The 11064-nt window shown below is 67.6% G+C and carries 9 protein-coding genes; 6 read left to right on the top strand and 3 right to left on the bottom strand.

Annotation, left to right across the window (positions count from 1 at the left end; genetic code table 11):
* The first annotated feature begins 256 nt into the window (after positions 1-256).
* From NH602_RS05935 to NH602_RS05920, 5 genes are read left to right on the top strand one after another with little or no spacing between them, the layout of a single operon-like run.
* Positions 257-1126: a winged helix-turn-helix domain-containing protein gene (locus NH602_RS05935; RefSeq protein ID WP_253067248.1), complete on the top strand. Its 870-nt coding sequence runs from the start codon at positions 257-259 to the stop codon at positions 1124-1126.
* Positions 1123-1815: an HAD family hydrolase gene (locus NH602_RS05930; RefSeq protein ID WP_208824986.1), complete on the top strand. Its 693-nt coding sequence runs from the start codon at positions 1123-1125 to the stop codon at positions 1813-1815. Before NH602_RS05935 ends, NH602_RS05930 begins: the two co-directional genes overlap by 4 nt.
* Entirely contained in the window at positions 1707-2633 is a 927-nt protein-coding gene (locus NH602_RS05925) for a phosphotransferase (protein WP_308292810.1), read from the top strand. The genes NH602_RS05930 and NH602_RS05925 overlap by 109 nt, the downstream gene beginning before the upstream one ends.
* On the top strand, positions 2600-3499 hold the full coding sequence (locus NH602_RS32160; RefSeq protein WP_374210133.1) for a TauD/TfdA family dioxygenase: 900 nt from the start codon (positions 2600-2602) through the stop codon (positions 3497-3499). Before NH602_RS05925 ends, NH602_RS32160 begins: the two co-directional genes overlap by 34 nt.
* Positions 3500-4462 carry a hypothetical protein gene (locus NH602_RS05920; RefSeq protein WP_208824990.1) on the top strand — a complete coding sequence of 321 codons (963 nt, stop codon included), beginning with the start codon at positions 3500-3502 and terminating at the stop codon, positions 4460-4462.
* Between the two features lie 418 nt (positions 4463-4880).
* On the opposite strand, the gene NH602_RS05915 is transcribed toward NH602_RS05920, so the two are convergent.
* The 3 genes from NH602_RS05915 to NH602_RS05905 form a co-directional block, all read right to left on the bottom strand.
* Positions 4881-5948: a hypothetical protein gene (locus NH602_RS05915; protein ID WP_253067247.1), complete on the bottom strand. Its 1068-nt coding sequence runs from the start codon at positions 5946-5948 to the stop codon at positions 4881-4883.
* A gap of 157 nt (positions 5949-6105) precedes the next feature.
* The gene (locus NH602_RS05910; RefSeq protein WP_208824992.1) at positions 6106-6591 is read right to left on the bottom strand and encodes a DUF4365 domain-containing protein; all 486 of its coding nucleotides are present in this window, start codon (positions 6589-6591) and stop codon (positions 6106-6108) included.
* An 805-nt stretch (positions 6592-7396) separates the two neighbouring features.
* The gene (locus NH602_RS05905) at positions 7397-7744 is read right to left on the bottom strand and encodes a tyrosine-type recombinase/integrase (protein WP_253067246.1); all 348 of its coding nucleotides are present in this window, start codon (positions 7742-7744) and stop codon (positions 7397-7399) included.
* A 45-nt stretch (positions 7745-7789) separates the two neighbouring features.
* On the opposite strand from NH602_RS05905, the gene NH602_RS05900 reads away from it, so the two are divergent.
* Positions 7790-11002 (top strand): ATP-dependent RecD-like DNA helicase, encoded by a 3213-nt coding sequence (locus tag NH602_RS05900; protein WP_253067245.1) that lies wholly within the window; start codon positions 7790-7792, stop codon positions 11000-11002.
* Positions 11003-11064 lie beyond the last annotated feature (62 nt).

The following is an 11064-nucleotide window of genomic DNA, read 5'->3' as shown; positions in this document are numbered from 1 at the left end:
CCTTGAAGCTCCTGGTCAGGCGGTCAGATCTAGTCAATCGCCCGTCTACCAGGAGCTTCACCCATCTCAGGTCACGCCACGCCGGACACTCGCTGACCAGTACGAACACGAGGTTGGCAAAGGCTCATTGCTCTCTCCTTCGTTCGCCTGACCAGCTTGGCTAGCCATCTCAGAATGACCGGCTTGACTAGCCATGTCAAGCACGAATGAGGAAGATGGCTAGCCGGGCTAGTCAGCCGACCGATACCGTGGGGTCATGAGCACGCCAGCCGAGTTCCTCGCGCATCTGGACCCGGAGGATCCGCGCACTCCGTCGCAGCAGATCTCGAACCAGATCCGCGCCGCGATCAAGCTCGGCAAGCTCAAGGCAGGGGAGAAGCTGCCGTCGCAGCCTGACCTGGCCGAGCGCTACGGCGTCGCCCGCGAGACGGTCAAGGCCGCTCTGCGCCCTCTCTATGCCGAGCGGCTGCTCATCAGCCGCCAGGGGAGCGGGGTGTTCGTCCGCGCCCAGACCGAGCTACCGGTGGGGCTGCGCCCGCACATCGAGGCTGCGTTCGAGCGCCCGCACGTGCGTATCGACTTCGCCGGGTTCTCCGGGGAGACCCTGTCCAACACCTTGTCCGAGGTCCTGGACAAGGTCCGCGCCGGACGCCTGAGTCCGGAGTCCATCGCCGTGCGGATCATGCTGTCCGACCCCGGCGTCCCTCTCGCGCTCCCGTGCCGAGCCGACACCGCCGCCGACGACCCCGCCGTCCGCAAGCGCGCTGACCGCATCACCCGTCGTGCCGTGGACAGCATCACCGACGGCGTCCAGGAGCTTGCCGACCTCGGGTTGGTCAAGTCTGCGACCGCGGAGGTCCGGGCGCACAGCGCGTCGCCGCTGTTCAAGCTCTACCTGATCAACGACGAGGAAGCGTTCTTCGGCTTCTACCCCGTCCTGGAACACACCGTCACCATCGACAAGGCCCCCGTGCCGATCTTCGACCCGATGGGCAAGGACGCCACCCTGTTCCACTTCTCCACCGGCGACGACGCCGACACCAGCAACGGCCCTCAGTACGTCACCCAGGCCCGCACCTGGTTCGACTCCGTGTGGACCACCATCACCCGGGAGTACCCGCAGTGACCCTCCCGACCGGCAACCGCACCCAGCTCTCTGACCTGCTCCGTGGTGCCCGGGTCCTGCTTCTGGACTTCGACGGGCCCGTCGCGCACCTGTTCGCCGGCCACCCTGCACCCGAGGTCGCCGCAGCCGTACGCCAGTTCGCCACCGTCCACGGCATCGACCTCACCGAGGTCCGCACCGATGACCCGCTGGTCCTGCTCCGAGCCGCCTACCGGCACTCACCCGAGTCCGGCCGCGACGTCGAGGCCCACGTCATCGAGCACGAGACCCGCGCCGCGACCATCGCTGAGCCGACCCCCGGAGCGCACGAGCTCATCCGCACCGCCGTCGCCACCGGCCACACCGTCTTGGTTGTCAGCAACAACTCCGAGCGAGCCATCCGGGTCTACCTGGCCCGCCACGACCTCACCGAGCACGTCGCGCAGATCATTGGCCGGCCCTTCGGGCACCCCGAGCAGATGAAGCCCGACCCCCATCTCCTCCACGCTGCGCTGGACATCAGCCGAGCCGCACCGAGCGCCGCGGTGTTCGTCGGAGACTCGATCACTGACGCCCTCGCCGGGACCGCGGCGGGAGTGCCGTGCATCGGCTACGCCAAGCAGCCCGAGCGCGCGGAGGGTCTGGCCGACGCGGACGCCCTGGTCGTCGTCGACGACATGCACACCCTCGCCACCGCACTACGCCCGTGACACCGCTGCACCCCGACATCGCCCGCGCCGCACACGCGCGATGGCCCGACCGCGCACCCGCCTGGACGGAGTCGCTCCCCGTCGAGCTGGCCGAGGCCTGCGCCGCACTCTCGGTCACACCGACCGGCGTGAGGTTCTCTGCCAGGTCAGCCCACGTTGTGGAGGCCACGACCAGCGCCGGTGCTCGGTTGATCCTGCGGTCGAGCCCCGACCCTGACGCCGTTCACCAGGCCGCAGTACTGAACCAGCTTGCGCGGGTGGGTCTGGCGCCTACGGTCCACCTCCTGCGGAACACCGCTACCAGCACGTGGACCGCGATGGACGCGGTCGAGCCCGGCACATCGCTCGCCGAACAGGAACCGCGACCGCGGGACCTCGCGAATGTAGCCACGATGCTGCGCACCCTTGTCGATGAAGGCAGTGCGCCCCCTGTGCCGAGCATCGCGCCTTGGCTCCGGGTGCGACTTACCGATCCGCCGGCCGACGACCAGCCACCACATCGCGGCCCTGAGCCCGCCGCAGTCCGCGAGGCCGCCATCGTGACTCTCGACGAGCTTGCCGCCGACATGCTGGCCGGACTGTGCCACGCCGACCTCTCACCGCCCAACGTGCTCCACGGCCGCGGACGACTGTGGTTCATCGACCCCCGAGGGATGAACGGCGAAGCCGCCTACGACATCGCTGTCCTCGCGCTCAAGCTCAGCGACGACCACCTCGACACCGCCCGAGCCCTGGCCCGCAGCATCGCCCTCTCCAGCGGGACCGACCCCGATCGAGCGGACGCATGGGTCACCGTCGTCGACGCCGCCACCGTCTAGCTACGGCACCAGGCCCGAACGTCAAGCATCAGGTGAGACCGGAACGTCAAGCATCAGCCGGGACACGACAACGGCATCAGCGCTCGCCGTGTCTAGACCTTCCATTCGGTATCAAGCGGCGCCTCTGGCGCCGCTGGTGGGGGTCCGGGCGGGGCGTGCGGCCTCCGGCCGGTCCCCGCCCGGACGCCCACTCAGCAGCCTGGCACCATGTTCTCGTGCCGATGACGCCAAGTCTCTCCCCCCGGCTGCTTGATCGGCTAGAACACGACGGGTACCTAGTCTTCGACGGTTGCTCTATGCGGGATTCACACAATCTAGCGCTTTCACTTGGTGCAGTATCGACGAGCTGGGAACTTCTAACGCCGAAGAGCAAACTTGCATCGCGGCGGAACTCTCTATCTGGCGTCCACGGGTACGATCAATTTCCCTGGCACAGCGATGGGGCGGTTGGGCGAAACCCTCCAGACTACATTGTACTCTGGTCCGAGCAGGCCACGGTTGTCGAACCCACCGAGATTCTTAACCTACGATGCGAGCCCTCGCTTTCGCAGATCATTCCACTTCTGGCGCGGACGGTATTGTTGGCCAAATCTCCTGGTCGATACGGCCGCTATTTGCCGGCTCTCCTGCGCGAAGGCGAGGCGACAAGAATTCGCTGGGATGAGCGCTCGTGCCCTCCCGTTTGGTCTGGAACTGCTTCGAAAGTGTCGGAGCTGATAGCTTCAGCGGACCCAACCGGGCAGATCGACTGGAGACCCGGTCGATGCGCAGTTATCGATAACAGGACCACCCTTCATCGTCGACCAAGTATCCGCAATCGATCACGACGCCTGCATCGACTGTACATATCGAGGAGGAGTTCCTGAATGTGGGGATACGAAGAGTTCATCGCCAAGACGAAACTGTACTTCGATCGCGCCGACTCGTGCCGAAAGGCAGGAGACGAATACCCATCGGATGCAATTCTCTGGCTACTTCTCGGGTTGGAATTTCTGATACGCGCTCCCCTTGCTCGAGCGCAGCCAACCCTTCTAGCGGCACTCGATGGCCCCAGCATCCTGCACGCAGCCGGGTTTGCTCGGCCCGGCATGCGCCCAAGGTCGATCCCGACACATACAGTCCTTGAACGGCTCCTGCACATCGAGCCAGAGTTTGGCGAGGACCGCCGCAAGGATGCTCTATTTCTCGCTGATCTTCGAAACGGAGAGCTGCACTCCGCTGACGCCGTGTTGGATACGATTGAACCTTCGACTTGGATGCCCCAGTTTCTGGATGTTGTCGAGTCGGTCTGCAAGCATTTGGGCGTGCCCGCAACCGATCTAATTGCTAACGATATTGTCGAAGCCGCACAGGCTGCGCGAGCGAAGAACGACCGAGCGCTCAAGAAAGAAGTTGAGAAGCTAGTCGCTCAGGCTAAGCAGTTCTACTCTGGGCTAAAGCCTGACGAGGTCGAGACGCGGAGAGGGGAACGTCTCGTCAATCCGAATGGGCCACGTCGCGCCGAGCGGAACATCTCCTGCCCAGCTTGTCAAGAGTCGAAGGCTGCAGTGCTCTGGCTTGCTGTGGGCCGCGTCGGCAAGACCGAATATGACGAAGACAGTGGGCAGGTCCATTACACAGTTACTTACCTGGCAGAGGGTCTAAATTGCCGAGTATGTGGTCTCTCACTTTCAGGTGCGCCTCAGATTGTGGCCGCAGGAATTGATCGTCTATACATCATCGAACACGAAGAAGATCGTTACGAAGGGTGGGAGAATGCCATCAGTAGAAGTGAGGCGTTAGATGTTCTAGGGGTTGGCGAGCCTGATTATGAATACGGAAACGATTAACCCTGCAGGCGGTTGAGTATCAGATCATCGGGCGCCCTCGCCGGGCGGGCAGATCTCCGGGATGGCCGGGGTGTGGCATCCCGACGACCTCCCGGAGGGCTACCACACGACGACCCGGGGGCGGAGCCGGACGAGATCGGCCGCCGGTTTCGTCGAGGGCCGCCCCCGGGCCGCCGCGTGGTCGGGCGTTGCCAGGTCGACGGGATGCCACACGAACCCCTCGGGTGGGCAGTACGGTCGGAGCAAGCCCGGAGCGGACCAATCACGCTCCTCCGACACCCGCCAGGACGGCATGGCGCGAACCAGCAGGTCGGCGGCCACTAGACGACACGGGACGGGACGCTGGCGCCTCCGCTTTCGGGACGCATAGGTCGCCTAGCGGGTGGTCGCCGAGCTTGAATCCCCGCCACGCAGCCAGTCAGTCACCTAGGTCGTCGCTGTCGTAATTCGTTGAGGGCAGTCCTGCCCGTGGCGAAGGCGCAGCAAGTGGCGGTGGCGTGTCTTCAAGCGAAGGCGACGACCGGGGCCGGTCACGGGGCTGAGTGAATAGGTCCTCAAGTGGCTCGCATCGCCCGGGCTTAGCGACATAGAGCCGGTGACCTGGGCCGCCCTCAACGAAGCCTTCAACGATCAGAACCCGGCGGTCACGGTGCCACTCGATGGCTGGACGGTAGTATCCCTCGTACGGTAAACGTACCGTGACCTCAGCCTGACGACCGTCTCGAATCGTTGAGATCGTAATCTCGCCATAGGGGGCCTGCGGGGTGTGTCGAAGGCCCACGATCGGCCCGGTCATGGTTCGCGAGGTCTCGACACGCACGTTCTTGAGCTTTTTTGCTGCCATCTGTATAAGGTCGCGGGACTCTGCTGGAATGGTCACCCGCCGCGGGGCTGTAGCCGGTGGAGTGGCTGCTGGCGCCCAGTTGAAGGTCGTGTCGAGTTCTCCCACTACGGACTCATTTAGGAGGTTGTGTAGGGCGACGCAGAGTTCCTTGCTGACGCCCATCTCGATAGCGGTGTGTAGCCGGTCTGCTGTCGGCTCGGTACCTGGTTCAACGACGGTCTTCTCAACGGCGCGTAGTGCCTCAGCCATCGTCCGGGTAACGCGTCGCTCCACGGCCTCGGGTGGACCGACGTCAATAAGATGCCTGCTCGTGTCTGCACGCGGCTCAAGGCTCAGCCGCACTAGCACCGGGATGATGAACGATCCTTGCTTCGTGTGGGCCATGCGAGCCGCGTTCGCGACGCCGTCGCCGGTGCGGTTGTAGTGTCCCTTCAGATCTCCTTGGGTGCGGAAGGCGGTCGTGCCGCATGTGCGTAGGACTCGTTTAACGTTACCGATGATGGCTAAAGCCGTCGACAGCGGGATGGACTCCAAGTCAAGTTGATCGTTAGCAGCTCGGAAGTCGGTGACGTCGGTTGCGTAATACTTGACCTCTGCTGCGAGGTCTGCCTGCTGCTTCTGATTTATCTGCGCCAGTTGCATTACTACTGAGAATGCTAGACGCGGGTCGTTTACCTCCGGCACCGCGAGCGTCGCTTCGTTCTTAGTCCAGAGAGAACCAGCAGGCCCAGGTGGTTGCTGAGTCCATCCCTGGCGCCTTAGATAGAATCGGATGTCGCTCGTAGTTGGAAGCTGTTCGCTAGCCAGCATTCTTGACCGCCGGCGGTGTGAAGCAGGCCTGATGATCCAGCATCCAGTGGTGAAAGGTTTCAGTCTTCAAGCGCTGGTTCTTGTCGATGTGGATTCGGTCAACGCGGTTGTCGATATCGACGCGCTTCCAGTAGGCGGCTGCGTGGTGGAAGGTGCCCTCGTCTGCGTGCTTCAGCCACTCGTCAGGATCTCCGTTGTCCAGGATGACCATGACGAAGTAGACCGGAATCTGCATCTCCTCCCACGACTGTTGCCAGTGCAGCTCCATCGGCCATGAGGCGCTGCGGCCCTTCAAGCTGAACTGCGACGTGCACTTGACCTGAACCATCACTGCGCCGGTGCGCAGTAGGATCATGCAGTCGATGGCTTGCGCGTCCTCGTCCGGCGAGATCTCGGACAGCGGCATACCGGCCTGGCTGCAGATGGATCGCAGATAAGTCACGCCGTAGCGTGCCTTGCAGGCGTTGTCGGTCAAGCTGCCTCGATACAACGCGCGCTGAATCGGAATCTTAGGATTCGGCACGCGACGCATCCCCCGTCGCGCGTGCGGTCAGCCTGCTTCCACGCGATGGAAGCTTGCCGCGCTTGGCAGTTCTGGTCGTGCTGCACGAGCTGCCGCAGCAACGTGGCTCCGCCATAAGGTCGCGGGCTCCTTCCAGTGACCACCTGCGTACTACCAGCTAGGTCGATCATTCACTAACCAGCGTTACCGACGCTAGGGGTGGGCGCTGCCGTCCTTTCGGAGCTGCTGTTGACGGGGGGCGCTCGCACAAGCCCTCCGCAGAAGCTGCACCCGCTGACGGTCTGCCGCACTTGCTCGCGCTCGTAGAGTGCGGCATCAAGGTGGAGGCCACCGGCTTCGGTCGGATTGATCTCGACCCCGCCCATGTAATCTGTCCGCGTCGGTCCATAATTTGATCTTGTTCCGCGGGTTCGGAGCGCCGTACAGGGTGACGGTGGTCTGTTTGACCAACTGCCTGACACGCCGACGAATCCGGCGGCTGCCCGCGGACTGCGCGAGCATCGAATCGGTCGTACGCGTCGCTTTGCCCCGTGCAGTTGGCGTGCAACTACGGGCGGTCAACAGCGGTCAATCCCTGAGCGCTACGTCAGCTGTTTCTGCTGGTCGGGGCCGACGAGCGTCTGTTTGGCTAGGCCTTCCAAACTGGCTACGCGGGTTCGATTCCCGTCGCCCGCTCAGATAGTTCTACCAGCGAAAACGGCGCCCACTCCCGATCTTGGGAGGGGCGCCGTTCCTGCTTCGGGCGATTAGCGGGCGATTAGCCGTCCTCGGAGGTGCGGTCGCCGCGTCGCTCCACAGCCGGGCGAGGCCGTCTCTCGCGCTCGACCATGGCCCCCATCTCGTCGGCAATGCGGCGGTCCCGCTCGGTGCTCGCGTGCTGGTAGATGATCGCGGCCCGCATCGACCCGTGGCCCATGCGGTGCATGAGTTCGCGGGTGGTCGCGCCGGAGTTGGCGGCGAGCTGGTTCCCGGTGTGCCGCAGATCGTGGAAGTGGAACCCGACCGGCAGGCCGGCCTTCACCACGGTCTCCGGCCACCGCGCGGCACGACCGAAGTTGCCGCGCCGCAGCATCGCCCCGCGCTCGCCCGGGCGTCGAAGTCCCACGACGGGGAGACCCGCGAGGAGTTCCTCGACCGGATCAACAACCGGATGCGCGCCGACATCGACGGCGGCCTGGCCGCGGTCGCCGACGCCGCGCTGGCCGCCCGCCGCGGTGATGTGGCGCCGCAGGCGTTCCACCCGCAGGCAGTCATCGAGCTGGCCCTGGCCGACGTCGCCTCCCGCAAGGCCGGGTGGACCCGGGCGGACCTCACCCGCGCGGTCAACGCCGCCCTGCCCGACTATCTCGGCGTCCCCGACTGCACCGACGTCGCCGCCCTGCTCGACCAGCTCACCGACGAGGCCGTCCGCTACGCGGTCGCGATGGACGCCGAACGCCCCGGCGAGGGACTGCTGCCGCCCGACCTGCTGCTGGCCAACGGCGAGTCCGCGATGCGCGCCCCGGGCGGGCGGATCTACTCCACCCCCGACCAGGTCCGCTCCGAACGCATCCTGCTCGCCGCCACCACCGCCCGGGACGGTGCCGCGCTGACCGAGCAGGCCGCGGCCGGGTTCCTGGCCCGCCTCGACGACGAGGGCGTGCGCCTCGGGACCGACCAGGCCGCGGCGGTCCGCGGGGTCCTCACCTCCGGCGCCCGGGTCGAGACCCTCGTCGGGCCCGCCGGGACCGGGAAGTCCTTCGTCGTCGGCACCCTGGCCCGCGCCTGGACGGACCGGGAGTCCGGGCGGCGGGTGTTCGGCCTGGCGACCAGCCAGGTCGCCACCAACCTCCTCACCGGCGAAGGTCTGACCGCGCGGAACGTGACCCGATGGCTGTCCACCCAGGACCGGCTCGCCGCCGCGCCCGCCGAGCGCCGGGCCGTCGACGGGGACGAGGGGTGGCGGCTGCGTGACGGAGACCTGGTCGTCGTCGACGAGTCCGCGATGACCGACACCGCGTCGCTCGCCGCCGTCCACGGCCACGTCGCCGCGGCGGGGGCGAAGCTGCTGCTGGTCGGGGACCACAAGCAGCTCGCCGCCGTCGGCGCCGGCGGCGGGATGGACATGCTCGCCGCGGCCGGGTCGCGCTACGAGCTCACCGACGCCCGCCGCTTCACCGACGGCTGGGAACGCGCCGCGTCGCTGCGCCTGCGCGCCGGGGACGAGACGGTGCTGCGCGACTATCACCAGCACGGCCGCCTCATCGACGCCGGCACCCGCGCCGCCGAGATCTCGGCGGCGCGGGCGTGGCTGGCCGACACCCTCGAGGGTCGACGGTCGCTGCTGCTGGTCGACACCAACGACCAGGCCGCCCGCCTGTCCGCGCAGCTGCGCGGGGAGCTGGTCCGCCTCGGGCGGGTCGAGGAGGACGGTGTCCCGCTCGGGATGCAGGGCACCTTCGCCGGGGTCGGGGACCTGGTGCAGGCCCGCCGCAACGGCTGGAACCTCACCGGCGTCGAGGGCAACCGCCGCGGCCCGATCAACCGGGAGACCTACCGCGTCACCGCCGTCCGCGACGACGGCGCACTGGAGGTCACCACCGACACCGGGCCGGACGACGAGGCGGGGGAGCGGCTGGTGCTGTCCGCCGACTACGTCGCCGAGCACCTGTCCCTCGGCTACGCCTCGACCGTGCACGCCGCCCAGGGCGCCACTGTCGACACCACCCACACCGTCGCTACCCCGAACACCACCGCGGCCGCGCTGTACGTCGGCATGTCCCGCGGCCGCGGGGCGAACACCGCGCACGTCACCACCCGCACCGGACCGCAGGACCCCGCCGACGGCACCACCCACGAGCACGGCGTGCACCGCGACCCGGTCGCCACCCTCGCCGGGATCCTCGACGCGAGCGAGCAGGCCGTCGAGCGTTCCTCGCTCACGTTCGCCGCCGACTCCGTGGCCGAAGCCCTCAGCACCCGCACCGCGGCGGACCTGCTGGCCGAGGGCGCCCATCTCGCCGCGACCGAGCGCACCAACGCCGCCCTCGACCGGCTCGTCGACACCGGCGCGCTCACCGTCGAACAGCGCACCCGCATCGCGGCCGAGGACGGCACCGGCGCGCTGACCCGCATCCTGCGCCGCGCCGAACTCGCCGGCCACGACCCCGACACCGTCCTGTCCGACGCCGTCGAACGCGGCCCGCTCACCGGCGCCCGCACTGTGTCCAACGTCCTCTACTCCCGCATCCGCGACAGCCACCGCTTCGACCCCGTCGGCCAGAACTGGACCGACTGGACCCCGCGCGTCACCGACAAGGAATGGGGCGCCTACCTGAGCGCGCTCGCCGTGGCCGCGGACGACCGCGCCCACACCCTCGGTGCCGAGCTGGCCGACGCGCCGCAGCCCTGGGCGCTCGCCGCGTTCGGTGGGGTCCCCGACGACGGCCCCGCCCGCGCCGCGTGGGCCGACACCGTCGGGCGGGTCGCGGCCTACCGCGAGGCCCGCGGCCACGACGACCTCGACGACGCCCTCGGCCCGGCCCCGCAACCCGGGCAGGTCGAACAGTTCGCTGCCTACCGCGCGGCGTGGCGCGACCTCGGACGACCCGAGATCGACCGCGAGCACCTGGAGCTGTCCAACGGCCAGCTCCGGATGCGGGTCCGCGCCTATGAACGCGAGCTCGCCGCCGCACCCCGCTACGTCGCCAACGAACTCGCCGCCACCCACGAGGCCGCCACTCGCCACCACCAGGACGCCGCCCTGCGCCGGGCCGAAGCCGCCGCGGCGACCGACCCGGCCGAGCAGCAGCGCCTCACCGACGAGGCCGCCCAGGCCGCCGCGCTGGCCGCGGTCCTAGAACAGCGCGCGGCCGAGCTGGCCGAGGTCGACGACGCCCGCAGCCGCTGGCTCGCCCACACCGCCGAGACCCGCGCGAAGGCCGAGCTCTCCAAGGCCGAGCTGTCCGCCCGCGACGCCGACGACGACCCCGACGACCGGGTCACCGCAGCCGAGTGGAAGACCGCGCACGAGATTGCCGTCGCCGAGGACGACCGGCACCGCGAGATCACCGAGAACGACCTCACCGACCACCCCGGCGACGCCCGGGACAGCGCCAGCGCCGAGGACGGCGCGGAGTCGCTGCGGGAGGACGTGCGCGAGGCACGGCCGGTCCAGACCGAGGAGGACGTCGTGCGGGTCCCGGAGGCCGAGCAGACCGAGCAAGCGGTCCAGCACGCCCGCCGGATCCTCGACGAGATCGCCTATCGCGACGCGGCAGACGAACCCGAAGACGAACGCGCAGCCCAGCTATTCCGCTGGCATGCCGACGACGCCGTCGCCTGCGACAGCGACGACTCGGTCGACGATGACGCGATGCCCTGACCAGTACCGCGTCACACGGAGGCACGGCCCCGGACCGAGCGGTGTCTCCGTCGTCGCTCGAC

This window comes from Pseudonocardia sp. McavD-2-B (assembly GCF_024124365.1).
Classification (GTDB): domain Bacteria; phylum Actinomycetota; class Actinomycetes; order Mycobacteriales; family Pseudonocardiaceae; genus Pseudonocardia; species Pseudonocardia alni.
The sequence above is the reverse complement of the archived record's forward strand: the minus strand, read 5'-3'. Positions and strand labels throughout refer to the sequence as shown.

What these genes read in the sequence shown, in the direction of transcription:
- NH602_RS05900 (WP_253067245.1), top strand. Translation starts at nt 7,790, where the DNA reads ATGCGCGCCGACATCGACGGCGGCCTGGCCGCGGTCGCCGACGCCGCG.
- NH602_RS05935 (WP_253067248.1), top strand. Translation starts at nt 257, where the DNA reads ATGAGCACGCCAGCCGAGTTCCTCGCGCATCTGGACCCGGAGGATCCG.
- NH602_RS05920 (WP_208824990.1), top strand. Translation starts at nt 3,500, where the DNA reads ATGTGGGGATACGAAGAGTTCATCGCCAAGACGAAACTGTACTTCGAT.
- NH602_RS32160 (WP_374210133.1), top strand. Translation starts at nt 2,600, where the DNA reads ATGGGTCACCGTCGTCGACGCCGCCACCGTCTAGCTACGGCACCAGGC.
- NH602_RS05915 (WP_253067247.1), bottom strand. Translation starts at nt 5,948, where the DNA reads ATGCAACTGGCGCAGATAAATCAGAAGCAGCAGGCAGACCTCGCAGCA.